Below are 25,199 nucleotides of genomic sequence, written 5' to 3' on the forward strand. Positions count from 1 at the left end.
CATCGGCATCTGCGTTTAAAAACAAATTCAAATGCAGGAAATTGATTTAGCGCAGTGTAGCAAGGGTTTGTGCAGGGTATTAGCGCACAATAGCCGATTAAACGGTCGGGAAATCGCGACGGGATAGCCTTCGAGGGAAGGATAGGGACGTATCGCCATGATCTCTTCGCTGCCCATAGATACCATCACAAGGTCCATTGTTTTTCGCTTTGCCATGACGGCTTTCGTCGCGGCCGCGCTTCTTATTCCGCGCACGGTTCACGCCGACGAATTGGGCTGCACCACGCCGACGCCGCAGGTGATTTCGCAATTGTTCGATAGCTGGAATTCGGCTGTCGCGTCCGGATCAGCGGACAAGCTTGCAAATTTCTATGCGGATGATGCGACGTTGATCCCCGCGAAAGAGTCAGCTCCGCTGGTCGGCAAAGATGCCATTCGGAATTTTTACGCCGGACTGCTCGCCCGGCATCCGCAGCCGGTCGTCGTCAAGATGACTGTGACGCCAGGATGCAATTCGGCTGTCGCGAGTGGCTTCATTCTCTATCGCGTGACCGGCGCTCGTAAGGGCACACGCGATTTGCTGGGCGGGCGGTTCGCCGCCGAGTTCGCGCTGCAGAACGGGAACTGGCGGATCGTGAAGCATACGCTCGGCGGCGACGAGAGGAAGCTCGATCAGCCGCTTGAAAGCTCAATGCTTTGACGGCCGAATCGCCCCGCTTGCTTTGCGTGTAACGCACTCGTTGCTCCATGCGAATGCCTTTCGAGGCTTTGCAGGGAGCGGACATGATCGTCACGACGCGCTTTCTTTCGCGATCCGCTGCCCTCCTTTATGCGGCGTGGGGCGCATTTCACATTTATGTCTCGTGGCAGATCACGATGCTGGCGCTCGATGAGCATGGCATTGCGCAAGGGCGGTTGTTGCAGCTCGCGGCCTATATGTTGTCAATCTCGCTGTTTGCAATCGTCGTTGCGTTGTGGCGCGTGGCGAAGAACGATCGATTAGGATTTTGGCTCAATCTTGCTGTCGTCGGTTGGGCAGACGCGGTCTGGGTGCTGGTCGTGGTGCTGCCCGGTTACGTGCCGCTTGTTCGCGGGTTGTTGCCGCCGGCGGTGTTCGTGCTCGCCGCTTGTCTATCGACGATGGCATATCGACGGAGCGCGCGTTGAACTCACTTCTTCGTCAGCAGATAATTGACGTGGCCCATCTTGCGGCCAGGGCGGGCTTCTTTCTTGCCGTAGTGGTGAAAGAAGGCGCCAGGCTCGGCCGCGATCTTCTCCCAGGCCAGGATATCGTCGCCGATCAGGTTGATCATTTCGGCGGCAGGCGCTTTCAGGGTCGTTTCGCCGAGCGGCCAGCCAGCGACCGCGCGGATGTGCTGCTCGAATTGTGAGGTCAGCGCGCCGTCCATCGTCCAGTGGCCGGAATTGTGTACGCGCGGCGCCATCTCATTGACGTAGAGCCGGTCACGGCCACCATCCTCAGCGACGAGGAAAAACTCGATCGCGAACACGCCGACGTAATCGAGCCTTTCAGCGATCTTCTGCGCGATGGCGACGGCCTCCGCCGCGACGTCGGGTGAAAGCACGGCCGGCGCGACGGAGCGATGCAGAATGTGGTTTCGGTGCTCGTTTTCGGTCACGTCGAAGGCCTTGAAGCTGCCATCGGTGGCGCGAGCTGCAACGACCGAGACTTCGGCGCGGAAATTGACCAAGCTCTCCAGTATCGAAGGCTGATCGCGCATCGCTGCCCAGGCGCTTTCAGCGTCCGCACGCGTCAAGATTTTCGCTTGGCCTTTGCCATCATAGCCGAAACGGCGCGTCTTCAGAACGGACGGAATGGCAAAGCCGCCGTCGAGCGTTTGGGTGAGATCGGCGAAGCTGTCGATCGCAGCGAAGTCGGCCGTCATGGCGCCGAGTTCGCGCGCGAGCGATTTTTCGTTCATACGATCCTGGGCGCAGGCGAGAGCCTTGGCACCGGGACGAACAGGAATGCGCGCCGACAGAAATTCGACGGTGCGAACGGGGATGTTCTCGAATTCATAGGTCGCGACATGGACCCACTTGGCGAAGGCCGCGAGGTGCGCTTCATCTTCGTAATCAGCGATCGTATGTGCGGAAGCGACATCAAATGCCGGACTGTCGGCGTCCGGCGCATAGATATGCGTTTTGAAGCCGAGGCGCGCGGCAGCCATTGCAAGCATGCGGCCCAGCTGTCCGCCGCCAAGAATTCCGATGGTTGAGCCGGGAGGGAATGCAGTCATCGCGCGGTCTTCAACCCTGAACGGGTGTCTCGGCGACATCGGCCGAATGCTGTTTGCGCCAGTCTTCGAGGCGTTCTGCCAGGCCGGGATCGGAGAGTGCCAGAATTTCCGCGGCAAACAGCCCCGCGTTCTTGGCGCCCGCTTCGCCGATGGCGAGCGTGCCGACCGGAACGCCCGCCGGCATCTGCACGATCGAATACAGGCTGTCCTGACCTTTGAGGGCTTTCGATTCCACCGGCACGCCCAATACCGGCAGCACCGTCATGGCGGCGGCCATGCCAGGCAAATGCGCGGCGCCGCCGGCCCCGGCGATGATGACCTTCAAGCCTGCAGCTTTGGCACCCTTGGCGTAGCTATAGAGACGGTCCGGCGTACGGTGGGCGGAGACGATCTTGGTCTCGAAGGAAACGCCCAGAGCCGTTAAAATATCGGCGGCATGCTTCATCGTCGGCCAGTCTGACTGGCTTCCCATGATAATGCCGACGTGTGGCCTGATCCGGCTCATGATGGCGTCCAAAGCCCCCGAAAACGGAAACCGCGTCGGTACAGGAGCGAGCCCGAGTTTACAAGGGTTTTGGGCACCGATACGTGGGGAATTCGAAATGAAAAAGCCAATTGCATGGGCTTTTGGCTGCTTGGGCGACGTTTGGGCGCTTTTAGGGGGCTGAAGCCAGCAGATAGCTGATCGAGTGGAAGAAGTTCTCCGGGCCGATGTAGCCGGAAATCCGGCCGACTTCGGTATGTGATTTGACGACCACAAATGTCGGCACGATGTCGACACCGGATTTGAAATTCAGATGGTCGGCCGCGATATCGTTAATATCGACGAAGCGCACCGGCAGATCCTTGGCCTGAGACGATGCCTCGTAGGCCGGCAGCACGTCGCGGCGGAAAAGCTGGCAGTAGATGCATCCCTCGGCTTCGACGACAACGAGTTCGAATGCGCCGTTCGGAATGGCAGCTTCGGTATCGATGTCGGCGTGCGAAATCGTAACGGGTGCGAGCATCAGCACGAGGAAAAGCAACGTGCGAAGGGCCGTACGCATTTGATGTCACCTCGCGGTCCGCAAGAAGACATCCTTTCTAAGTCATTAACGGCCTGGCAGCTGAGGAATCTCGCCGGTTCCTTAACCGCTGTGCCAAAGCGGGACGGTCAGGATTTCTTGCAGGTGATCGCCACGGTTTTGTAGGAGCCGAAACCGACGACGCCGGCGCCGAACTGCTGCGCCATCGCGGCGCCGAGCTTCCGGGCCTGCGCGTCGGTCTTTTCCGCATCGGGATCGAGCAGCGTCGCCGCGCAGCCTGCGGGCGCTGATGCAAGTTTGATGGCGTCCGTTTTCTCTGGCTCGAAGTCGATGAAATAGGAGGGATCGAAGACGGCGAATGTCAGGCCCTCGGCATCGGCAAGGACAGGCTTCGCCAGCGACAGATGGAAGTAAAGGCGGAGGACGCCATTGGTGTATTCGAGGTGCGCTTGCGTCGGCGGTGAAAACGCCAATTGCTCTTCGCCGAGCTTGGCCACCGTGAAGTAGTTGAACTCTTTGAGGCCATCCATGTTGACCTTCAGGAGCGGCTCAAGCTCGTGCTGGTCGTATTTGCCGTCGTTGTTGGTGTCGAGACCTTCGAGCGCCATGGCGGCGTATGAGTCGTCGAAGCTCCAGACATGGTCGACGCCCGTAACGGTGCCGTTGTAGTAGTCGACCGTCATCTCATACGTGATCCACATATGAGGATGCGCAGAGGCCGGTATAGAGAAAGCGAGGAGCATTATCGCGGCGGCCGCGAGGCTGAGACATTTATTGAACGACTTATGCAAGATCGGCCCCAATTCCTTTGCTCCGCTTTGCGCGCGATTCTTCGGAGTGCGTTTCATACGAAACGCACATTGAACGTGGCGAGATTGCGACGCGCTGCGCTATTTGGCGGGCATAGGCCAATTCGCCGGTGCGGTTGCGCGCCGACAGCGACGGTTATATTATATCCTTTTACTCAGCAGGATGGCGGGAATGAAGCGTTCAGCGGCACGATGTTTCGGTTTTCTGGCGGCCGCGATGACAAGCGCGACGACCGCCGTCAGCGCTGCCGAAGCGCCGAAAGTCGTCGTGACGATCAAGCCCATACATTCGCTTGTGACGCGTCTGATGGACGGCATCGGGACGCCGAAGCTGATCGTTGAAGGGTCGGCGTCGCCGCACACGTTCACGCTCAAGCCGTCGACAGCGCGGGCCATCAACGAAGCGGATGTTTTCGTTCGTGTGTCGGATACGCTGGAGCCGTTTACGCGCAAGATCGTGACGACATTGCCGTCGAACGTGAAAGTGGTGACGCTTGCAGGCGCAGATGGCGTGACGCTGCTCGATCAACGCGAAGGCGGCACGTTCGAGAAGCATGAGCACGAGCATGAGGCGGACGCGCACGATCACGACGAAGCGGGCGCTGCCGATCACGACGATCACGACGATCATGATGAGGATGGCAAGGATGGACATCTCTGGCTCGATCCGTCGAACGCCAAGGCGATTGCGGCCGACGTCGCGAAAGCACTCATTGCCCGCTATCCTGAGTATGCGAGCAAAGTGAAAAGCAACGAGGCGGCGCTCGATGCCGATCTCGATACGCTCGACCATGACCTTTCGAGTGAACTGAAAGGGACGCAAGGCAAGCCCTTCATTGTCTTCCATGACGCGACACAGTATTTCGAACATCACTTCGGGCTTCACGCCGTGGGATCGATTACGGTCAGCCCGGACGTGCCGCCGAGTGCAAAAAGACTGACGGAGGTTCGCAGCAAGATTTCGTCGCTCGGTGCGGTCTGTGTTTTTACCGAACCGGAGTTCCAGCCAAACCTTGTTGCTGCGGTTACCGAAGGGACGCATGCCCGTTCGGGGACGATCGACGTCGAAGGGCAATTGCTGACGCCGGGGCCGAAGCTCTACTTCGATCTGATGCGGGGCGTCGCGCGCAACCTGTCGAGCTGCCTAACCGCGCCGAGCTGAGAGCCAGTCTTTAGCTGTATTTTCTCGTCATCCTCGGCGTTAGACCGGGGATCTATTATGCCGCGGTGATGTTGATTGTCGGATTCTCGGGACAAGCCCGAGGACATGGCTCGCTATCAAGCCTGCGTTTCGGCTTCGCGGCCGTCGAAGACATAGCCGGCACCGCGGACCGTGCGAATCGGATCGGCCTCGTTGCCGCGGATCAGCGATTTTCTGAGACGGCCGATGTGAACGTCGACGGTGCGCTCGTCGACCTCCGAGGACTGGCCCCATACGCGGTCGAGGAGCTGGCTGCGCGAGAGAACGCGGCGCGGGCTTTCCATGAAGACTTCGAGCATTCGGTATTCGGTCGGGCCGAGGCGGACCTCGCGGACGCCGCGCGTCACTTTGTGGGCGCCACGGTCCATCGTGATCTCGCCGGAGACGAGAATATCGCTCATGCGCTCCGGCGCCGCGCGCCGGAGCAGGGCCTTCACACGTGCCATCAATTCCTGCACGGAGAACGGCTTCGTGACGTAGTCGTCGGCGCCGGTCGTCAGGCCCCGCACGCGGTCAGATTCCTCACCGCGGGCGGTCAGCAGGATGATGGGCAGGCTCTGCGTGTCGCCGCGGTTGCGCAGACGGCGGCAAAGCTCGATCCCGGAAATCTTCGGGATCATCCAATCCAATATCGCCAGATCGAAGGTTTGTTCGGCGAGCAATAGTTCTGCTTCCTCGCCGTCGGCGGCTTGCACGACGTCGTAGCCTTCCGACTGAAGATTGTACTTCAGAAGCTCGGCTAGCGGCGCTTCGTCTTCAACAACGATGATCTTAGCTGGCATGATATTGGATCGGGGTTGCTCTCAGGGTCGTACGGTCACTGGCGCGGCGTAATCAGTGTCGAAGAGGTCTTGTCGCCCTTCGGCCGATCGTCGGCGATCGGTACGCCGTGCACGAGGTAGTAGACGTTCTCGGCGATGTTTGTCGTGTGGTCGCCAATGCGCTCGATATTCTTGGCGCCAAAGAGGAAGTGCGTGCAGATTCCGATGTTGCGCGGATCTTCCATCATGTACGTCAGCAGTTCGCGGAACAGCGAGTTATACATGGCGTCGACCTGCTGGTCGTTGCGCCAGACTTCCATCGCCTTCTCGGCATCGAGCGTCGTCAACGCATCAAGAACGTCCTTGAGCTGCTGCTGCACCATCTCTGTCATGTGGCGCATGCCGGTCATCAGCGGCTTGGGATAGGCTTCCCCTGCAATGGTGAGAGCGCGCTTGGCGATGTTCTTGGCAAGGTCGCCGATACGCTCAAGGTCGCCCGCAATCTTGATGACCGTCATGATGTGGCGCAGGTCGTTGGCGACCGGCTGGCGGCGGGCAATCATCAGAATGACCTGGTCCTGCAGCTCGCGTTCGAGCTGGTCGACCATGACATCGTCGGAAACGGCTTTCTCGGCGAGCTTAGGGTCGCGGCGTTCGAGCGAGTCCATCGCCTGAACGAGAAGCTTTTCGGCATAGCCGCCCATCTGCGCGATGCGACGGTCGAGGAGCTTCAACTCTTCCTCGTATGACTTCACGGTATGTTCGTTCATCGTCGTAATCCTGAAATCCGGTTTGGCCTCAACGTCATCACTAGCCGAAGCGGCCGGTGATGTAGTCTTGCGTGCGACTATCCGTTGGGTTTGTGAAAAGCTTTTTGGTGTCGCCGAATTCGACGAGATCGCCGAGGTACATGAAAGCAGTATTCTGCGAGACGCGGACTGCCTGCTGCATGTTGTGGGTCACGATGGCGATCGTGAATTCGTTCTTCAACTCGTCGATCAGCTCTTCGACCTTAGCGGTCGAAATCGGATCGAGAGCGGAGCAGGGCTCGTCGAACAGGATGACTTCTGGGCGGATCGCAACTGTGCGGGCGATGCACAGACGTTGCTGCTGACCACCGGACAGCGACAGGCCGCTGGCGTGCAGCTTGTCTTTTACTTCCTTCCAGAGAGCCGCCTTTTCGAGGGCGCTTTCGACGCGGGCGTCGACTTCGGATTTCGGCAGGCGCTCATAAAGGCGAAGACCGAACGCGATATTTTCGTAGATCGTCATCGGGAACGGCGTCGGCTTCTGGAACACCATGCCGATGCGCGAGCGCAGCAGGTTCAGGTCCTTCATGTCGAGGATGTTTTCACCGTCGAACATGATCTTACCTTCGGCGTGCTGGCCGGGATAAAGATCGTACATGCGGTTCAAAACACGCAGGAGCGTGGACTTGCCGCAACCCGAAGGTCCGATGAAGGCTGTCACCTGCCGCTCGTAAAGCGGCAACGAGATGCCTTTGAGGGCCAGAGTCGATCCGTAGTAGAACTTCAGGTCCTGGACCGAAATTTTCTCGGTCAGGCCGGTGTCGACGTCTTTTGACATTACGTTCATTTGGATGTCCTCGAAGTACCCAGGTAACGAGCGGCGATACTGAGCGTGAGCACCGCTGCGGTGATTAACAGTGCGCCGGTCCAGGCGAGGCGCTGCCAGTCCTCGTAAGGGCTCAAGGCATACTGGAAGATAACGACCGGCAAGCTTGCCATCGGAGCATTAAGATCGGTGCTCCAGAACTGGTTGTTAAGAGCGGTGAACAGAAGCGGAGCGGTTTCGCCGCTGACGCGGGCGATGGCCAGCAGCACGCCCGTGATCATGCCGGCGCGGGCCGCCTTGTAAGCCACCTTACGAATGACGAGCGACTGGGGCATGCCGAGCGCTGAAGAGGCTTCGCGAAGCTGATTCGGAACCAACAGCAGCATATTTTCAGTCGTGCGAACGACCGTTGGGATGACAAGTACCGCCAGGGCCGCAGCACCGGCGATGGCCGAGAAGTGGCCCATCGTGCGGACGAGGATCTCGTAGACGAAGAGGCCCGTCACGATCGAAGGGGCGCTGAGCAGAATGTCGTTGATGAAGCGGATCACCGACGAGACTTTGCTGTAACGGCCATACTCCGCCAGATACGTGCCGGCAAGGATGCCGATCGGCGTGCCGACCGCGACGCCGATGAAAGACATCACGAAGCTGCCCGCGATGGCGTTCAGAAGGCCGCCGTCGCTGCCAGGCGGCGGCGTCATTTCCGTAAATACCTTGAAGTTCAAGCCCGCGAAGCCTTTGAACAGCAGCGTCGCGAGGATGACGGCCAGGATCGTTAAGCCGAGCGCGGATGCCGCCCAGCACAGGCCGACGGTGATCGTGCTTCGCACGCGCCGACGGCGGTATTTTGCCATATCCAAGGCCATGTTTATGCTCCCGCCTTTTTCTCGATACGCATCAGCATGAGGCGAGCGAGAGCCAGGACGACAAAGGTTATGAAGAAAAGGATGAGGCCGAGAGCGATGAGCGACGATGTGTAGATGTCGCCGACCGCTTCGGTGAACTCGTTGGCGATCGTGGCAGAGATCGTGGTGCCCGGTGCCAGGATTGATTCCGAAATCCGGTGTGCGTTGCCGATCACGAAGGTAACCGCCATCGTCTCCCCGAGAGCGCGGCCGAGGCCGAGCATGACGCCGCCGATGATGCCGACGCGGGTATAGGGAATGACGACGTTTTTTACGACTTCGCGGGTGGTCCATCCCAAGCCGTAGGCCGCTTCTTTCAGCACCGGTGGGACAGTCTCGAAAACGTCACGGCAGACCGCAGTAATGAAGGGCAGAACCATCATCGCCAGGATGAGGGCCGAGGTCAGAATGCCGATGCCATATGGCGGACCGGCGAACAGGCCGTTGAGGACCGGGATCGGTTTGAAGAAGGCGATCAGCTCGGGCTGGACATAGCGCTGCAGAGTAGGGGCGAAATAGAACAAGCCCCAGATGCCATAGATGATGCTTGGAATGCCGGCGAGCAATTCGATTGCAATGCCGATCGGACGGCGAAGGGACATCGGGCAAAGCTCGGTCAGAAATACTGCAATGCCAATGGCTATGGGAACAGCGACGAGCATGGCGATCGCCGACGTCACGATCGTGCCGTAGATCGGTGCCAGCGCGCCAAATTGCTCGGTAACAGGGTTCCAGACCTCGGTCGTGAGAAAGTTTAGGCCGAAGGTCTTGAATGCGAGTGAGCCGCCGATGACCAGCGAAATGAAAATCGCGCTTAGGAGGATCAGAACGAAATAAGCGGAGGACTTCGTTAGTAGACGGAACATTGTGTCCGTCGTTTTTAGACCTTCAAGTACTTTGCGTCTGGCTGCCGCCGCAGCCATCGCTTGCGTGTTGGCGTCTGTCATGAAGGTCAAGTTTCCGCTCCGCACCAGGATAAGGACATCATTTTTTTAGCGCAACCGGGAGACACCTGCGAGCAGGCGTCTCCCAGCTTAGCGAAAGTTGCTTAGTTCGAAAGAACCGGCTTGTTATCGTCGCCGACGATATCAGCCCAGCTCTTCTTGATCATCGCAACGACGTTGTCAGGAAGCGGAACGTAGTCGAGTTCTTCCGCAGCTTTGTCGCCGTTGGCATAGGCCCATTCGAAGAACTTGAGAGCTTCCTTCGCAGCAGCAGCATCCTTCGACTTCTTGTGCATCAGGATGAAGGTCGGGTTCGTGATCGGCCACGATTCCGCGCCCGGCTCGTCCGTCAGGACAACGCCCATGCCCGGAGCCGAAGCCCAATCGGCGCTGGCAGCAGCGGCCTGGAATGCCGTCACAACCGGCTCGACAGCCTTGCCGTCCTTGTTGATCAGCTTCGTGTTCGTGAGCTTGTTCTGCTTGGCATAAGCGTATTCGACGTAGCCGATAGCGCCCTTCGTCTGCATCACGTTGTTAGCAACGCCTTCGTTGCCCTTCGCGCCGATGCCGACGGGGAACTGAACCGACGTGTTCGAGCCGACCTTCGACTTGAAGTCAGGGCTGACTTTCGAGAGATAGTTCGTCCAGACGAACGTCGTGCCCGATCCGTCCGAGCGCGAAACAACGGCGATCGCATCCGAGGGAAGCTTCACACCCGGGTTGAGCTTCGCGATGGCCGGGTCGTTCCAGGCGGTGATTTCGCCGAGGTAGATTTTGGCGAGCGTCGGGCCGTCAAAAACGAGTTCGTTCGGCTTAATGCCGTCGAGGTTCACGACAGGAACGATGCCGCCCATAACGGTCGGGAACTGAACCAAGCCGTCCTTCTCGAGCTTGTCGCCCTTCAGCGGCATGTCGGAAGCGCCGAACGTGACGGTGTTGGCTTCGATCTGCTTGATGCCGCCGCCGGAGCCAATCGACTGATAGTTCAAGCCGACGCCGGTCTCTTTCTTGTAGGCGTCAGCCCACTTTGCGTAGATCGGATACGGGAACGTGGCACCCGCGCCGGAAATGTTGTCGGCTTTGACGGGGGCGGTCGCAGCGGCTGTCGCCGCAAACGCCGCAATAAGCGCCATAAAAGACTGTTTCACTCGTGGTCTCCTTGTTGAACGGGGGCTTGAGGCCTCGCCACTCCATCTGCCGGGCGAGCCGGCAAGCACTCTCTAGTCCAGTTAGTTCACGCCTTTGTGAAACGTTAACGGATTGTTTTCTAAGCCGTAGAAATCGTCCGTAGTCGTCTCTTTCAGATGCGGTGATCGGGTTTCTTCCGACGGATCCTGCAAAGATGCTCCCTGAGAGAACAATTTCAGGAAGCGTCTGCGGCCCTCCCCCAAGGCGCGCGCCGCGAAAGATTAGGTTGTTCGGACTAGGCCAACTGGCTTTCAGCGGCAGTCATAACACTGTCATCCAACGCGGGACTCGTTCTAGCGAGTTCAAGCTATGGAATTGTGACAATCTAGTTGTATGATTTTATTATATTTATTTGTAGGCAGGCAGAGAGACGTTAAAAGTGGTGCCCTGGCCGACCACCGATTGGACGGAAAGCTCGGCTTCGTGCCGGTTCAGCACGTGCTTGACGATCGCGAGGCCGAGACCTGTGCCGCCGATGCGGCGGCTATGTTCGGCGCTAACGCGGTAGAAGCGCTCGGTGAGGCGGGGCAAATGCTCAGGTGCGATGCCTGGGCCGTTATCCGTGATCGAAACGTGAGCGCGTGCGGGAAATTTTTCATCTCGCGCACTGTTTTTCTTCAGTAAAGAAACTTTTACGGAGCCGCCTTCTTTGCCGTATTTGACGGCATTTTCAACGAGGTTGTGAAAGACCTGGAACAACTCATCGCGATCGCCCATCGCGATCAGCGGGCCGGCTGATGGTTCGACCTCGATTGTGATGTGCCGTTCTTCTGCAAAAGGCATCAAAGAGCGGGTGACGTCTTCGATGAGATCGTTGACGTCAACGCGGCCTTCCGGCTTCAGGTTGGCCTTTTCCTCGACGCGGCTGAGTAGCAGCAGATCGTCGATCAGGCGCGTCATGCGTTCGGCCTGATCGGCCATGATGGCGAGGAAGCGCTCTCGGGCTTTTTCGTCATTTCGCGCCGGGCCTTGCAGGGTTTCGATGAAGCCGCGCACGGATGCCAGCGGCGTTCTAAGTTCGTGGCTGGCGTTGGCGATAAAGTCCGTGCGCATCTCAAGCAGGCGATGCTGCTCGGATTCATCATGGATTGTAATTAGCGCGGCAATCGGAGGGTGTTCCACCGCCGCGCCGAGAGGGGCAACAGTGGCGATGAGACGTTGACCGGCACCGCCGCGCGGAACGAGATGTGCGGTGCCTTTCTCGCCGTTCTGAAGTGCGTTGGAAACGGCTGAGATCAACTCGGGATCGCGGTTGACATGCTCAAGCGGGACGCCTTGGCGAAGGCGGTCGAATAGGCTGCGGGCGGCAGCGTTATAATTAAGGATGACGGAGGCTTCATCGAGCACGATCGCCGGATCGGGCATCGCGGCGGCGAGATCGATCCAAGTCAAATTCTTATCTGAGCTTGAGCCAATGCCTGTCATGTCACTCGCTTTTTGATCGAGCGTAACGCGTGGCCATGCAAATAACGCGGCAATGGCAGCAAACAATCCACAGCCGAAAAAAATTAAATCGCGAAGTGGCCCGCTCGCCCAGATCGACAATAGAGCGAACAAAAGAAGGGCGACAGCGCAAAGGGCTGCAAAACTTAGGCGAGCGTTCTCACGGGTCATGCCCTTTGGAGTAATCTTGAAGGGCGCCATAAGCTAGTCAGCAATTCAGGTTCGCCGCGTGCCGCGTGCTGCCGGCTTCTTGCTACGGAGTTTGTGGTCCGAATGGCTCGATCCGTTCGGTTCGGTTTCGGTGAAACCGATCGGCGACTTGACCGCGAGTTCCGCAAGCGTGTGCTGATCGAGGACAGAGATGAATGCTGTCAGCGCGTCGTCGAACATGGCGTTGATGTTGCCGGGGTCGGCTTCGCTGGGCTGGTCGGAATTGCCGCCTTCGACTTGAACGCGCGTCACTTCGATGGCACGAACCACGTCGCCGACACGGATTTGGGTGGCCGGGCGGGCGAGGCGGACGCCGCCGTTGGGACCTCTTACGGCGGTCAGAAATCCAGCATGCGACAAAATGTGGACGATCTTGAAGACGTTCTGCTTCGTGACGCCCAGACGGTCTGAGACGTCGGCAACTTTCACAAGCTGGTCTTTTGCCTGCGCACAATCGATCAGAATGCGGATCGCGTGGCCGGTTTGCTTCGTCAAGCGCATATTCGAATTACCTGGACCGCGCGATCGCGACGGAAGAATTCCTATCCCTGCTTGTTTCAAATTCTTGTCAGGGTGGCAAGTGGCCGAACTGACCTGAGTTCACTTGACACTTAATTGCGCCGGCTTTCTATACCATCGAGGTCAATAATGGGGCTGGGCGAATCCGTCCGAGTGTTGCGGATCGCAGAGGACAGCAAGCTGCGGGAGATCTGTGATGTCGAAGAATGCAAATTTGTGGACCTGCGCAACTCGATTTGCGGCCGTATCGGCCGTTGCTCTGGCCGTCACCTGTGGACCGGCGCTCGCGGGCCCGCCTGCCACCAAAGACATCATGAAAAACTACGGCGACATGGCCGAGGCAATGTATGGCGATGCGCTGGCGAAAGCCAAGGATCTCGACAAGTCGATTGACGCGTTTTTAGCGGCCCCGAACGCCGAGACGCTGGCGGCCGCGCGCACGGCCTGGAAAGCTTCGCGCGTCCCCTACATGCAGACGGAGGGCTTCCGCTTCGGCAACAGCATCGTCGACGATTGGGAGGGCGAGGTGAACTCGTGGCCGCTCGATGAAGGCCTGATTGATTACGTTGACGAGGCAAGCTACGGCGACACGAAGGAAGAAAATCCGCTCTACACGGCCAACGTCATCGCCAATAAGAAAATCCGGCTCGGGCCGAAGATGCTCGATGCCAGCACGATCGACAAGAACGTCATCAAAAAGCTCAACAGTGCGCTCGATGTCGAGTCGAATGTCGGCACCGGATATCACGCGATCGAGTTCCTGCTCTGGGGACAGGATCTGCACGGCACAGGACCGGGTGCAGGCGAGCGTCCGGCAAGCGATTACGACCTCAAGAACTGCACGCATGGCAATTGCGACCGCCGCCGCGATTACCTGAAAGCCGCTTCGGGTCTGTTGGTCGATGATCTTGCCGAGATGGTCGATGACTGGAAGACGGACGGCAAAGCCCGCAAGGCGCTTGCGGAGCAGAACGACAATGCTCAGCTCTCCACGATCCTCACGGGTCTCGGTTCGCTGTCGTACGGAGAGCTTGCAGGCGAGCGCATGAAGCTTGGCGTTCTGCTGCATGATCCGGAGGAAGAGCACGACTGCTTCTCCGACAATACGCATAACAGCCACTACTACGACCAGGTCGGCATGATGGAGATCTGGAGCGGCAAGTACGACGGCGTGACGCCGGTCAGTGGGCCGAGCATCGCCGAGCTTGCTCGCGATAAGGCGCCCGACGCCGCGAAGCGTGTCGATGATGCGATGGCGGTGACGCTGGAGAAGATCAAGGCGATCAAGATCAAGGCCGACTCCGGCGAAATGGCTTATGATCAAATGCTGGCAGCCGGGAACGAGGCTGGAAACAAGATGATCCTGGATGCGGTCGATGCGCTCGTTGCGCAGGCGCGTGCCATCGAGGCGGTCGTTGCGGCGCTGAACCTCAAGGTCAAGATTGAGGGCTCGGACAGTCTTGACGATCCCGATAAGGTCGCCAAGGCAAAGTAAGGTGATTTCGGTCAAAGCGCAGCGGCTGCGAGCTGAAAGGGTGCACGCATGGTAACGCGTCGCGACCTCATGCTCGGAGCCGCAGCCTTCACCGCGAGCGCGGGGGTGGGGTTTGTCGCCCCCGGGCGGAAGGTTCAGGCAAAAGAGGTCATCGCCAAGCCGATCGCGCACGGCGTCAAGTCGCTTGCGCTCGATCTCGCAGAGCGGCCGACGGCATTGCCATGTTTCGGCGGCAAGACGCTGCCGCTCTGGACGTTCGAAGCCGGCCCGACGTTTCCGATCGTGCGGGTCAAGCTCGGCGAGCGGCTCGATACGGTTTTCCGAAACCATCTGCCGCGCAATGGCGAGGTCGCCTCGATCCATTGGCATGGGCTTCGAATTCCGAACGCGGAAGATGGCGTTCCGTATCTGACACAGCAGCCGATACCGCCGGGCGGCGAGGGACGGTATTCATTCGTGCCGCCGGACACGGGCTCGTTCTTCTTTCATACGCACTGCAATTCGGTGGAGCACTTCGGGCGCGGATTGGTTGGCGCACTGATCGTCGAAGGTGACGAGATCGAGCCGGCGGATGCGGAATACGTGCTGCTTGCCAAAGACTGGCGCATCGGACCCGACGGCAAATTTCTTCCGTTCTCGACGGACGAGGGCGCAGCCAAAGGCGGAACGCCGGGAACGATCCGGTCCGTCAATGGTGCGACCTCGCCGGTGATCACGGTGCCATCGTCGGCGAATGTTCGTATCCGGTTCTACAACCTCGATCCGATGCGCATTTCCGAAATCGGTTTTGAAGATGCGCAAGCTGCGATCATCGCCATAGATGGCAACGGCCTGCCGCCGATGACGTTCGAATCCTGGCGTCTCGGCACCGCGATGCGTGTCGATATTCTGTTGCGCACGGCAGCGCCCGGCGGGTCGATCAAACTCTATGATTACTTCGCGAAAGAACCGTTCGTGCTTGCCGAGTTCAAATCGGAAGGCCCGCCGAAACGCTCGGACGCGTTCGAGCCGACGCCGCTCAAGGTGATGCCGTTTCCGAAACTCGACGAAGCGAACGCGCAAATCGTTCCGTTCGAGTTTTCAGCGACGCCAACAGGACAGGCCATCGCGGATATCGGCGCCGGTCCCGGCATCGAGCTTGGGCCGCTCTGTCTGACGAAGCGGACGTTCTGGGCGATCAACAAGCGCGCGTGGCCAGGGCAGGATCATCGCGATCTCGGGCCGCCGCTCGCGGTGCTGAAATCCGGGCAAAGCTATATCTTCGAACTCGATAATACGACGCCGCGGTCGCATCCGATCCATATTCATGGACACACATTTGAAGTTTTGAATTCAAGTAAACGGAAGCTTCCGCGCTTCCGTTGCGATACGGTGCTGCTGATCCCGAACGAGCGCATCCAGGTCGGATTGGTTGCGGGCCTTCCGGGAAAATGGATGTTCCATTGCCATATCCTCGAACATCAGGAGACGGGCATGATGGGGTACATCGAGGTCGTATGACGCGGCGGTTGCAGGCCCTATCGGTGCTGGCATTGTTCGCTGGAATGTTGCTGCCCGATGCCGGTTGCGCCGACCCGCTCGATGCTGCCGTCGGCAAAGCGCTGTTCGACCGGCAGTGGATTCCGGCGCCGTCTTCTACGAACGGAACCGATGGTCTTGGGCCGCTGTTTGCGTCGCGGTCATGCACGGGCTGTCATGCCCGCGCGGACGGCGCGCATGTGGTCGTGCGCGATGATGGCAAACCGGACATCGTTGGCGCCGTCGTTCGCTTCGGCACCGCCGACGGCGCCACAGATTCTTATTATGGTCTTGAACTGCAAACCAACGCGATCCCCGGATTGAAACCCGAGGGCAGCGCACGATTTCTACCGCACCTTAGTTACAACCTGAATGGGCCGCCGCTGGGGGAGGGCGTGCATGCGGGCGTTCGTCTTGCTCCGCAGTTGTTCGGCAAGGCCGCGTTCGACGACGTGTCGGACGAAGAGATCGTAAAGCGCGCCGCCGACAACGCGAAGAGCGGTGGGCCCGTTAAAGGCCGCGCCAACGTCACGCCGCACGGCATCGGCCGTTATGGCTGGAAAGCGGCGCACGTTTCGATCGACGAGCAGATCGCGCATGCGTTCGCGTTCGATATCGGACTGTCGAGCCCGCTGTTCCCGTTGCCGTATGGCGACTGCACGACGGCTGAGACGGCCTGTCTGTCCGCGCCGAACGGCGAAAGTCCGGCGTTCGAGGGGCGCGAGCTTTCGTCGCCGATGATCGGTGTCGTCGCAAGTTATCTGAAATCTCTTCGCGCCCGGCCCGTGACTGAGGCTTTGGCGCTATTTACTTCGACGGGGTGTGCGGCATGCCATGTCCCGGCGTTAACGGCGCGCGACGGGCGGCAAATTCCGGCCTTCACCGATCTTTTGCTTCACGATATGGGTCCAGGGCTCGATGACCATGTCGGAGAGCCGGGCGTGAAATCGTTCGAATGGCGGACGGCGCCGTTAATCAATGGCCGTTTGCGGCCCGAAGACCGGCGCTATCTTCACGACGGTTCGGCTGCAACGGTTGAAGACGCGATCGAGCGGCACGGTGGAGAAGCGGAACACAGCCGTAATCTTTTTGAGGCCTTGAAGGTCGACGACAAGAAGCGGCTTGTCGATTATGTGAATGGGCTATGATGGTACGAAAAGTCATGATCGCGGTGCTGGCGTTTTTGGCATTTGCGACGGAGGCAGTCAGCGCCGATCTGCCTCCTGAACCGCTGAGCCATGCGGGCATGGTGAAGGCTGCAATCGAACAATACATCATCCCGCACATCGATGCGCTGAAGGCTGCGACGGCGCCGTTGCCGGAAGCCGTTGAAGATGTTTGCAAGACGGGCTCGCCGGAAGCCGAAAAAGCGCTCCAAGAGCGCTTCGACAAGGCCGTTATCGCCTATGCAGGCGTCGATTTCCTGCGCTTCGGGCCGATGCTCGAAAAAGGGCGGCGCGAGCAGATTTCATTCTGGCCCGATCCGCGCGGGTTCGTTGCCCGGCAGATGCGGCTGTTGCTTTTGAACAAGGATGAAACGATTGCGCAGCCGGGCGCCATTCGAAAACAGAGTGCGGCTGTGCAGGGGCTTCCGGCGCTCGAAACGCTGATGCACGATAAGAATGTGCCACTGGGGCCAGGGGATGCCGCGCGTTACCGGTGCCTTGTGGCGCATGCGATTGCTGTCAATGTCGCAAGCCTCGCGACGGAAGTGGCCGAGGGCTGGAAGAAGCCGGACGGCTGGGCCGATAAGATGCTGCATCCAGGCCCCGCGAACGACACGTACAAAAGCGATAGTGAGGCGGCTGTTGAAGTCGTCAAGGCATTGATCGTCGGCTTAGGGTTGACGGCCGATCTGCAGGTGAAGCCGCAGATCGATGCCAAGGTCCGGCTGACGCCGCCCTACGATAAATCGGGATTGCAGAAGGCTTACTATGCGGCAAGCGTCGCGTCGCTGCATCAGCTTTACAATGTTCTCAATCTTGAAAGCTGGTTGCCGCCTGATCGTCTTTGGATGAAGGATTGGGTGCTGGGAACATGGCGCACGCTTGAATCTAGCGACGGCGTCGGCGGGCATATGCCCCACGCCAAGCGCGAGGATGCGCCGACGCTTCGGGAAGTGTTCGATCGCACGAATGGATTGCGCAACATGGTCGCAAACAGGCTGTCGGTGGCGGCCAAACTGACGGTAGGTTTCAATGAACTCGATGGCGATTGATCGCAGGCAGATGCTGCTCGGCACGCTGGCGTTCGTCGGCGCGACGGCACTTCGACCGGAATTCGCGGCAGCGGGAACAAGCGCGGCTTACGTTACGGCAGCGCGCCTTGCCGACGGTTCGTTCGGCATTCTGCTGCTCAGCGCTGATGGGGCGATCTTGCGCGAAGTGCCGTTGTCGGCGCGTGGACACGACATTGCTATCGACCAGACGTCGGGGCGTGTCGTGGTGTTTGCTCGGCGACCTGGCGCGTTCGCGGTTTCTTTCGAGCTCAACAACGCAACGCCACCGCATGTGTTCACGCCGGGCGAAGGCCGCCACTACTTCGGGCATGGCTCGTTCTCGCAGGACGGGCGATTGCTTTACGCGTCCGAGAACGACATTGCGACGGGCATGGGCGTGATCGGCATTTATGACGTGGCCCGCAGCTTCAAGAAGATTGGCGAGCATTCGACGTTCGGCATGGGTCCGCACGAAATCATGCTGCTGGCCGACGGCAAGACCATTGCATGCGGAAATGGCGGTCTTGATACGACGCCCGTGGCGGGCCGAGAAAATCTCAACGTCGATTCAATGCAGCCGTCGTTGACGTTCGTCGACGCGGAGAGCGGCAAGCTTTTATCGAAACATGAGATGACGGGCGACGTGCAATCACTGTCGATCCGGCACGTGACGCAGGACGCGAAGGGCGTCGTCTGGTTCGGCGGCCAATGGGAGGGCAGCCCAAGCGAGACGCCGCCGCAGATCGTGGGCAGCGTCGGGCTCGATCGGCCGTTCAAGCTTCTCGAACCGCAAGGCAAGGGCGGCGACGACCTCAAGGGCTATATCGGCGCCATGGCGGTGAGCAATGACGGCCGCTTCATTGCGGCTAGTGCGCCGAAGGCTGGGCACGTGCTCTACGTCGATACCGAGACGGCGACCGTCATCGGGCGCAGCAATCTCAAGGATGTGTGCGGGCTTGCGGCGGAAGGCACGCGGGATTTCGCTGCGTCGTCGGGCTTCGGCATCATTCGCTACGAGACGGCGCAAGCGAGCACGATTTCAGAGCGCGCGCTGCAGGACATCGCGTTCGACAATCACTTGCGGCGCATCGCCTGATCGCGGGCTTTGAAAGCCTCAAGGTCGGCTCGGGTGTCGATGTCGGCAAAGGCGCCTTCGTCGTCGCACGGTACGGGTCGCCAAAGTGCTTGATGCGAGGTGAGGATCGCCCTGCCGCCGCTGTCGCCCGTGACGGTCATGAGTTCCGGAAAAAGCGATTTTGGCCAGAGGATCGGGTGCCCCCTGCGGCCGTCGCTCGCGACGGGAAAGACAATCGTGGCCGAGTTGGATAGGAACGCCGAAACAAGCGCATTCACCAGCTCCGTCGAAATGGCGGGCATGTCGGCCAATGCAACGAGCAGGCCGTCGGCGTCTTGCGAGATGCTTTTCAGGCCGATGCGTAGCGACGTCGAGAGGCCATCGCGAGCGTCGGGATTTTCGGCAACGCTCCAGCGCCCTGGTCCGGCGGCCTTTGCAACAGCTCCATTTGCTTCCGAAGTCACCAGCACGATGTCGGCAGCGTCGGATGCTGCCAGCGCCTGGCAAACGCGGCGGACAACGGGAATGCCGTCGATTTCGACCAACAGCTTGTGGCCATCTTCGAAGCGGGATGAGCGTCCAGCGGCCAGGATGACAGCCGAGACGGTCACGCGTCAGGCGCTTTGCGGAACGCCGAGATGATCTGCGCCAGGATCGAGGTTGCGATTTCCCCGGGCGTTTCGGCTTCGATATTGAGGCCGACGGGCGCGTGTATGCGCGCAATATCGTCGTCGGTGAAGCCCGCGGCCTTCAGGCGGTCGACGCGTTTAGCGTGTGTTCTGCGCGAGCCGAGTGCGCCGATGTAGCGGCACGGCGACTTGAGCGCGATGGACAGGGCTTCGTCGTCGATGTGGTCGACGTGAGTGAGCGTGACGACGGCGGAAAACGGATCGGCGGTGAGCTTTCTAAAACAATCCTCCGGCCAGCCCGCGATGAGCTGCGACGGGTCGAAACGCGTGGCATTCGCGAAGGCCGTGCGCGGGTCGATCACCTTCACATCGTAGCCGGAAGCGGTCGCCATCGTCGCCAGGTGCTGGCCGATGTGGGTCGCGCCGACGATGACGATGCGCGGCGGCGGCGTCAGGGCATGGAGAAACGTTTCACCGCTTTTGTCGACGCCGCTATGGGCGCGGCGGATGGCTTCGGAGATGGCGGGATCGGTTGTGCTTGTGCCGTCATAGATTTGCCTCGCGCCGTCGGCGAGGCGCGTCATCACGACGACGGGCTCGCGAGCGGCGGCGGCACTGTCGAGTTTTTTCAGAAAGTCGAGATCGGTTTTAGGATCGAGCTTGCTGACGTGGACGCGGATCTTGCCGCCGCATGCCAGGCCTGCGCGCCAGGCTGTTTCGTCGGCTATCCCGAAGCTCAGCGTGTCGGGTTTGCCGGTCTCGATGACGTCCATCCCGGCGGCGATGACATCGGCTTCGACGCACCCGCCCGACACGGAGCCCTGGAACTCATCCTCGCCGGCGATAACCATCTGTCCGCCGGCGCGGACGGGGGCCGACCCCCAAGTGTCGATGACAGTCGCAATGGCGACGGGGCGTCCGGCTTCGAGCCAAGCCCTTGCTGCCGCCCGAGGATTGGTCTTCGGGGCGTCGGATTTTTGAGGCGTTTCAGCGGTCTTGAGATCGGTCACGGGGGTATCTTCAACTGGTTGCCACAGTGTCGCGATTGCGCTTCGGAAGTCCCGAGGCTAGAAGCCCGAAGATGGCGAGACCCTCTCTAAAGATCAAGGCGAAGGCAAGTGCGAAGGTGCGGCGGCTGGCGCATGGCGCGACGGCTGAGCAAGCGCGCACCCCCAAGGTCGGCTTTGTGTCGCTCGGATGCCCGAAGGCGCTGGTCGATAGCGAGCGCATTATTACCAAGCTTCGCTCGGAAGGCTACGCGATCGCGCGCGAGTATTCGGGCGCAGACGTTGTCGTGGTCAATACCTGCGGCTTCCTCGATTCCGCCAAGCAGGAGAGCCTCGACGCTATCGGCGAAGCGATGAACGGCAACGGCCGGGTGATCGTGACGGGGTGCTTCGGCGTCGAAGAAGGGCGCATTCGGGAGGCGCATCCGGGCGTGCTGGCGGTAACGGGGCCGCATCAATACGAGCAGGTCGTCGAAGCCGTTCACGACGCGGTGCCTCCGCTGCACGATCCTTATGTCGATCTCGTGCCGCCGGAAGGTTTGCGGCTGACGCCACGCCACTACGCGTATCTGAAGATTTCGGAAGGCTGCAACAACCGCTGTACGTTCTGCATCATTCCATCGTTGCGCGGCGATCTTGCGAGCCGCCCCGCGAACCACGTGATGACGGAAGCGGAGCGGCTGGTGAATGCGGGCGTGAAAGAGCTACTCGTCATTAGCCAGGACACCAGTGCGTACGGCCTCGATCTTAAATATCAAGAGAGTGCCTGGAAGGGCGGTCAGCTCAAGGCGCGCTTTCTTGATCTGTCGCGCGCGCTGGGCGATCTCGGTGCGTGGGTTCGGATGCACTACGTCTATCCTTATCCGCACGTCGATGACGTTATTCCGCTGATGGCCGAGGGCAGGATTTTGCCGTACCTCGACATTCCGTTTCAGCATGCGTCTCCGGCTGTGTTGAAGAAGATGCGGCGTCCGGCCTCGCAGGAGAAGACGGCAGAGAGGATTCGGCGCTGGCGGGATGTCTGCCCTGATCTTGCGATCCGCTCGACGTTCATCGTCGGCTTTCCCGGTGAGACCGAAGACGATTTCGCGTTTCTGCTCGATTGGCTGAAGGAAGCGAAGATCAACCGCGCTGGATGTTTCAAGTATGAAGCGGTTGAAGGCGCTCAGGCGAACGATATCGAAGGCGCAGTTCCGGAAGAACTGAAAGACGAGCGCTGGCATCGCTTCATGGAAGCGCAGAAAGAGGTCAGCGGCGAATTGCTTCGCGGCAAAGTCGGCACGACGATCGACGTCATCATCGACGAGGTTGACGAGGACGGCGCTATCGGCCGCTCGAAATGGGACGCGCCGGAGATCGACGGCAACGTGTTTCTCAACGGTGATGGCGATGTGCGGCCCGGCGATATCGTCAAGGCGAACATCATTGAGGCCGACGAATACGACCTCTGGGGCGAGCGGGTGGTTTAACGGCTGGATTCCCGATCTTCGCTGACGCTCGATCGAGAATGACGAAAAAGTTCTAAAGCGGCACTGCGCCGGAATCTTCCGGCTTCGCTTTGTATTCCGGCTCGACGTGGATCACGACTTCCGAGCCTTCGATGCTTTTCTCGATGGAGTTTTCGAGGCGGTCGCAGATTGCATGCGCGTCATCGACGGTCATCGAGCCCGGCACAACAAGGTGAAACTCAATGAACAGGGCGCGGCCCGCTTGGCGGGTGCGAATGTCGTGCGCCTGAAGCGCGCCGATACCGTTCGCTTCGATGGCGCCGCGAATACGCGCCTCAATTTCGGGGCTCGCGGCTTGGTCCATCAGGCGCGACATTGATTCGGTCGCGATGCGATAGCCCATCATCAGAATGTTGACCGCGACAACGGCCGCAATCAGCGGGTCGAGAATGTACCAGCCCGTCATCAGCGCCAGGATGAGCGCAATGACCACACCGACCGATGTGATGACGTCGGTGAAGAGATGATGGCCATCGGCAACAAGCGCGGGAGAGCGCCATTGCGTACCCCATTTGATCATCACCCCGGCCCAGATCGCGTTGATGATGGTCGCGAAGCTGTTGATCGAGAGACCGAGCACCGAATGTTCGAGCGTCACGCCTTCAACGAGACCGTTGTAAGCCTTGATCATGATCAGCACGGCTGCGACGGCAATCATCGCGCCTTCGAACATCGCGGCAAGAAATTCAGCCTTGGAATGGCCGAACGGATGGTCCGAGTCCGGCGGCTTCGCGCTCATCCAGATGGCGACGTAGGCGGCCACCGCCGTTATTACGTTGACAATGCTTTCGAGTGCGTCTGAGTACAACGCGACGGAGCCGGAGACGACGTAAGCGGCGTACTTCAGACATATCACCACCAGAGCCACGGCTATGTTTGCGGCTGCAACCTTCGTGATTTTGTTGCTGGTCGGGGTGCTGTTCGTAAACATGTGAGCATTGGTTTCGCTGATGTCGTGACCTAGTCGCACATTCCATCGGTGGGCGCTACCGCAGAGCCGGGCTCGTCGCCCGAGCAGCATAAGAATGAGGGCTGCGGCGGCTTATCCACATGCGGGCCGGCCGGGCATCTCGTCGGGAAGACGAGAATCTGATGCTCCAATAGTCGCATTATCGACTGCCGAATCTCTCAGCCCGGTATTTCGGCTGCGAGCGGGCTGGAGCACCCCAATGGCGAATTTCACGACACACATTGCGATCGGCACCGTCGTTTCCGGCGCGCTGGCGACGCTGACGCTCGCGGCCGACGTCGTGGCGCCGCAAAACCTCGTGGCGGTGACACTGGCCGGTGCGCTCGGATCGGTGTTGCCGGATATCGACCTCAAGGACTCGCGCCCGAGCCGCGCGATGTTCGCCGGGCTTGCTATTTTTGCGTCCTTCGCGGTCTTGTTTAACGCCGCGACACATTATTCGATTGCGGAGCTTTGGCTGCTTTGGCTCGGGACGTTGCTGCTTGTTCGCTACGGGCTGCATACGATCTTCCATCGCATGGCCGTTCATCGCGGTATCTGGCACTCTATCCTGGCTGCTGTATTCTGTGCGGTGGCGACGGCGATCGTGTTTCGCCATCTTCTGGGAAAGCCGGAGGGCGTGTCGTGGCTGGCGGCGGCGTTCATGTTCGTGGGCTACATCACGCATCTGACGCTCGATGAGATCTACTCGGTCGACGTCATGGATACCCGCATCAAGTCTTCGTTCGGGACGGCGCTGAAGCTGTTCGATCGCCGACATCTCTATGCGTCGGCGGGGATGGCGGCAGCGACGGCGCTCGCGATCATGCTATCGCCGCAGACGAGCACGTTCGTTCACGGGCTCAGCTCGCACGACATGTGGTCGGGCCTTGAGCAGCGGTTGCTGCCGACAGGCAAATGGTTCGGCGTTATCGAGGGGCCGCATTTCGCGTCTCGCAAGCCGGTGGCGGGCGAAGGGATGACGACGGGATCAATCGCCGCCCAGCCAGCCACCTCTCAACCAGCGAGCGGCACGGGCGCGGCGGCAGATCATTCAGTCGCACCGCAGGCCCACGGCGGCGCAGGGGAGGCGACTACGCCTCTTCCCGCGTCGCAGACGCCTGCAGCGGTTTCAGCTCCGGCCGTAGCCCCGGCCGCCGTTACTGGTGGGCCGAGCGGCAGCGCAAGCCCTTGAGGAACGTCGAGGTGAGATCCTTGGCGTAAGTCTGGGCCGTTGCCGGAGTGATGTAGACGCCCTTCTCGGTGGCGGCGAAGGCCGTAATGCCATTCAGGCCGGCCAAGAAAGAGCGCGCCGTCGTATCGAGATCCTCGGTCGACAGGTTTGGTGCGACCTGGGCAAGCGCGCCTTTGACGACTTCGACAAGGCTGTTTGTATAGTCATGGAAGGGCGCCGGGACTGTTTTTCCGGCCGGAAGATTGTGGGCCAGGAATAGGTTCCACATCCGCCGATTGACCAGCGCGAAGTCGACGTAGGCGTACGACAAGTCTTCGATGTTCTTTTCACCGTCTTGTCCGAGGGGCACACGTTTCAGATGCTCGACCGTGCGGCCCATCAGTTGAACCTGGAGAGTCAGCAAAACATCGTCGAGGTTCTCGAAGATGTTATAGAGCGTGCCTGGCGAATAACCAATCATTCGCGCAATTTCGCGAGCCGAAAGACCAGTAATTCCATTGCGTTCTACAATGGTCTGAGACGCATCAAGAATAAGCTGTCTCAATTCTTCCGGCGAGTGAACGGATCTCCGTCCCATAGGTTTCCTACGATCCCCAAACAGTGTTTACATTTTCGTAAGGTGGACTTTAACTTACGTTTATAACAGCACAAGGAAATATAGAACTCGGAGTTTGAAATCCTAGAGGTGAATTTCTTTCGGGGAAATTATGTTTATTTCCCAAGGGAATAGAATGATTTATCGATCCGCAAAGACATGCTGT

Annotated in this window: 26 protein-coding genes; 10 read left to right on the forward strand and 16 right to left on the reverse strand. The window is 59.7% G+C overall.

Annotation, left to right across the window (positions count from 1 at the left end):
- Nucleotides 1-157 precede the first annotated feature (157 nt).
- Together ACLB1Z_RS03815 and ACLB1Z_RS03820 are read left to right on the forward strand one after the other, a co-directional pair.
- On the forward strand, nucleotides 158-700 hold the full coding sequence (locus tag ACLB1Z_RS03815) for an SgcJ/EcaC family oxidoreductase (RefSeq protein WP_409562110.1): 543 nt from the start codon (nucleotides 158-160) through the stop codon (nucleotides 698-700).
- An 83-nt stretch (nucleotides 701-783) separates the two neighbouring features.
- Nucleotides 784-1,167, forward strand: coding sequence for a hypothetical protein (locus ACLB1Z_RS03820; RefSeq protein WP_409562111.1), 384 nt, complete (start codon nucleotides 784-786; stop codon nucleotides 1,165-1,167).
- Nucleotides 1,168-1,169: 2 nt separating this feature from the next.
- Here ACLB1Z_RS03820 and ACLB1Z_RS03825 read toward each other — a convergent pair whose 3' ends face one another.
- The 4 genes from ACLB1Z_RS03825 to ACLB1Z_RS03840 form a co-directional block, all read right to left on the reverse strand.
- The gene (locus ACLB1Z_RS03825) at nucleotides 1,170-2,261 is read right to left on the reverse strand and encodes a 5-(carboxyamino)imidazole ribonucleotide synthase (RefSeq protein ID WP_409562112.1); all 1,092 of its coding nucleotides are present in this window, start codon (nucleotides 2,259-2,261) and stop codon (nucleotides 1,170-1,172) included.
- A gap of 10 nt (nucleotides 2,262-2,271) precedes the next feature.
- Nucleotides 2,272-2,757: a 5-(carboxyamino)imidazole ribonucleotide mutase gene (gene purE / locus ACLB1Z_RS03830; RefSeq protein WP_409563224.1), complete on the reverse strand. Its 486-nt coding sequence runs from the start codon at nucleotides 2,755-2,757 to the stop codon at nucleotides 2,272-2,274.
- Nucleotides 2,758-2,917: 160 nt separating this feature from the next.
- Nucleotides 2,918-3,307, reverse strand: a complete 390-nt coding sequence (locus ACLB1Z_RS03835) for a thioredoxin fold domain-containing protein (RefSeq protein ID WP_409562113.1) — start codon at nucleotides 3,305-3,307, stop codon at nucleotides 2,918-2,920.
- A 107-nt stretch (nucleotides 3,308-3,414) separates the two neighbouring features.
- Nucleotides 3,415-3,987: a DUF1007 family protein gene (locus tag ACLB1Z_RS03840; protein WP_409562114.1), complete on the reverse strand. Its 573-nt coding sequence runs from the start codon at nucleotides 3,985-3,987 to the stop codon at nucleotides 3,415-3,417.
- A gap of 280 nt (nucleotides 3,988-4,267) precedes the next feature.
- Between ACLB1Z_RS03840 and ACLB1Z_RS03845 the strand changes: the two genes are divergently transcribed.
- Nucleotides 4,268-5,257 (forward strand): zinc ABC transporter substrate-binding protein, encoded by a 990-nt coding sequence (locus tag ACLB1Z_RS03845; protein WP_409562115.1) that lies wholly within the window; start codon nucleotides 4,268-4,270, stop codon nucleotides 5,255-5,257.
- Between the two features lie 116 nt (nucleotides 5,258-5,373).
- Here ACLB1Z_RS03845 and phoB read toward each other — a convergent pair whose 3' ends face one another.
- From phoB to ACLB1Z_RS03885, 8 genes are all read right to left on the reverse strand, one after another.
- Entirely contained in the window at nucleotides 5,374-6,078 is a 705-nt protein-coding gene (phoB, locus tag ACLB1Z_RS03850; protein ID WP_013946231.1) for a phosphate regulon transcriptional regulator PhoB, read from the reverse strand.
- Nucleotides 6,079-6,113: 35 nt separating this feature from the next.
- On the reverse strand, nucleotides 6,114-6,827 hold the full coding sequence (phoU, locus tag ACLB1Z_RS03855; RefSeq protein WP_013946232.1) for a phosphate signaling complex protein PhoU: 714 nt from the start codon (nucleotides 6,825-6,827) through the stop codon (nucleotides 6,114-6,116).
- Between the two features lie 40 nt (nucleotides 6,828-6,867).
- Nucleotides 6,868-7,653: a phosphate ABC transporter ATP-binding protein PstB gene (gene pstB, locus ACLB1Z_RS03860; protein ID WP_013946233.1), complete on the reverse strand. Its 786-nt coding sequence runs from the start codon at nucleotides 7,651-7,653 to the stop codon at nucleotides 6,868-6,870.
- Nucleotides 7,650-8,501: a phosphate ABC transporter permease PstA gene (pstA, locus tag ACLB1Z_RS03865; RefSeq protein ID WP_013946234.1), complete on the reverse strand. Its 852-nt coding sequence runs from the start codon at nucleotides 8,499-8,501 to the stop codon at nucleotides 7,650-7,652. The genes pstB and pstA overlap by 4 nt, the downstream gene beginning before the upstream one ends.
- A 2-nt stretch (nucleotides 8,502-8,503) precedes the next feature.
- Entirely contained in the window at nucleotides 8,504-9,496 is a 993-nt protein-coding gene (pstC, locus tag ACLB1Z_RS03870) for a phosphate ABC transporter permease subunit PstC (protein WP_409562116.1), read from the reverse strand.
- A 92-nt stretch (nucleotides 9,497-9,588) separates the two neighbouring features.
- Nucleotides 9,589-10,617 (reverse strand): phosphate ABC transporter substrate-binding protein PstS, encoded by a 1,029-nt coding sequence (pstS, locus tag ACLB1Z_RS03875; protein WP_409563225.1) that lies wholly within the window; start codon nucleotides 10,615-10,617, stop codon nucleotides 9,589-9,591.
- Between the two features lie 403 nt (nucleotides 10,618-11,020).
- The gene (locus tag ACLB1Z_RS03880; RefSeq protein ID WP_409562117.1) at nucleotides 11,021-12,097 is read right to left on the reverse strand and encodes an ATP-binding protein; all 1,077 of its coding nucleotides are present in this window, start codon (nucleotides 12,095-12,097) and stop codon (nucleotides 11,021-11,023) included.
- 234 nt (nucleotides 12,098-12,331) lie between these two features.
- A complete protein-coding gene (locus ACLB1Z_RS03885) occupies nucleotides 12,332-12,826 on the reverse strand; it encodes an RrF2 family transcriptional regulator (protein ID WP_409562118.1) in 495 nt (164 codons plus the stop codon).
- A gap of 214 nt (nucleotides 12,827-13,040) precedes the next feature.
- Here ACLB1Z_RS03885 and ACLB1Z_RS03890 point away from each other — a divergent pair, with 214 nt between their 5' ends.
- The 5 genes from ACLB1Z_RS03890 to ACLB1Z_RS03910 are packed head-to-tail and all read left to right on the forward strand — an operon-like array spanning nucleotide 13,041 to nucleotide 19,171.
- The gene (locus ACLB1Z_RS03890; protein ID WP_409562119.1) at nucleotides 13,041-14,339 is read left to right on the forward strand and encodes an imelysin family protein; all 1,299 of its coding nucleotides are present in this window, start codon (nucleotides 13,041-13,043) and stop codon (nucleotides 14,337-14,339) included.
- Between the two features lie 48 nt (nucleotides 14,340-14,387).
- Nucleotides 14,388-15,839 carry a multicopper oxidase family protein gene (locus tag ACLB1Z_RS03895; RefSeq protein ID WP_409562120.1) on the forward strand — a complete coding sequence of 484 codons (1,452 nt, stop codon included), beginning with the start codon at nucleotides 14,388-14,390 and terminating at the stop codon, nucleotides 15,837-15,839.
- The gene (locus ACLB1Z_RS03900; protein ID WP_409562121.1) at nucleotides 15,836-17,005 is read left to right on the forward strand and encodes a di-heme oxidoredictase family protein; all 1,170 of its coding nucleotides are present in this window, start codon (nucleotides 15,836-15,838) and stop codon (nucleotides 17,003-17,005) included. Before ACLB1Z_RS03895 ends, ACLB1Z_RS03900 begins: the two co-directional genes overlap by 4 nt.
- On the forward strand, nucleotides 17,005-18,075 hold the full coding sequence (locus tag ACLB1Z_RS03905) for an imelysin family protein (RefSeq protein ID WP_409562122.1): 1,071 nt from the start codon (nucleotides 17,005-17,007) through the stop codon (nucleotides 18,073-18,075). Before ACLB1Z_RS03900 ends, ACLB1Z_RS03905 begins: the two co-directional genes overlap by 1 nt.
- Nucleotides 18,056-19,171, forward strand: a complete 1,116-nt coding sequence (locus ACLB1Z_RS03910; RefSeq protein WP_409562123.1) for a DUF1513 domain-containing protein — start codon at nucleotides 18,056-18,058, stop codon at nucleotides 19,169-19,171. Before ACLB1Z_RS03905 ends, ACLB1Z_RS03910 begins: the two co-directional genes overlap by 20 nt.
- Here the strand turns inward: ACLB1Z_RS03910 and ACLB1Z_RS03915 are convergent.
- Together ACLB1Z_RS03915 and ACLB1Z_RS03920 are read right to left on the reverse strand one after the other, a co-directional pair.
- Complete coding sequence (locus ACLB1Z_RS03915; protein ID WP_409562124.1) at nucleotides 19,150-19,761, reverse strand: NTP transferase domain-containing protein; 612 nt, start codon at nucleotides 19,759-19,761, stop codon at nucleotides 19,150-19,152. The genes ACLB1Z_RS03910 and ACLB1Z_RS03915 overlap by 22 nt on opposite strands.
- Nucleotides 19,758-20,789, reverse strand: coding sequence for an XdhC family protein (locus ACLB1Z_RS03920; RefSeq protein WP_409562125.1), 1,032 nt, complete (start codon nucleotides 20,787-20,789; stop codon nucleotides 19,758-19,760). Before ACLB1Z_RS03920 ends, ACLB1Z_RS03915 begins: the two co-directional genes overlap by 4 nt.
- 71 nt (nucleotides 20,790-20,860) lie before the next feature.
- Between ACLB1Z_RS03920 and rimO the strand changes: the two genes are divergently transcribed.
- On the forward strand, nucleotides 20,861-22,255 hold the full coding sequence (gene rimO, locus ACLB1Z_RS03925; RefSeq protein WP_409562126.1) for a 30S ribosomal protein S12 methylthiotransferase RimO: 1,395 nt from the start codon (nucleotides 20,861-20,863) through the stop codon (nucleotides 22,253-22,255).
- 52 nt (nucleotides 22,256-22,307) lie between these two features.
- Here the strand turns inward: rimO and ACLB1Z_RS03930 are convergent, their stop codons facing one another.
- Nucleotides 22,308-23,225: a cation diffusion facilitator family transporter gene (locus ACLB1Z_RS03930; RefSeq protein ID WP_409562127.1), complete on the reverse strand. Its 918-nt coding sequence runs from the start codon at nucleotides 23,223-23,225 to the stop codon at nucleotides 22,308-22,310.
- Between the two features lie 238 nt (nucleotides 23,226-23,463).
- On the opposite strand from ACLB1Z_RS03930, the gene ACLB1Z_RS03935 reads away from it, so the two are divergent.
- The gene (locus tag ACLB1Z_RS03935) at nucleotides 23,464-24,438 is read left to right on the forward strand and encodes a metal-dependent hydrolase (protein ID WP_409562128.1); all 975 of its coding nucleotides are present in this window, start codon (nucleotides 23,464-23,466) and stop codon (nucleotides 24,436-24,438) included.
- Here the strand turns inward: ACLB1Z_RS03935 and ACLB1Z_RS03940 are convergent.
- Nucleotides 24,404-25,015, reverse strand: coding sequence for a TetR/AcrR family transcriptional regulator (locus ACLB1Z_RS03940; protein ID WP_013946250.1), 612 nt, complete (start codon nucleotides 25,013-25,015; stop codon nucleotides 24,404-24,406). The genes ACLB1Z_RS03935 and ACLB1Z_RS03940 overlap by 35 nt on opposite strands.
- Nucleotides 25,016-25,199: the final 184 nt, after the last annotated feature.

It is taken from the genome of Hyphomicrobium sp. MC8b (genome assembly GCF_905067615.1).
Taxonomy (GTDB): domain Bacteria; phylum Pseudomonadota; class Alphaproteobacteria; order Rhizobiales; family Hyphomicrobiaceae; genus Hyphomicrobium_B.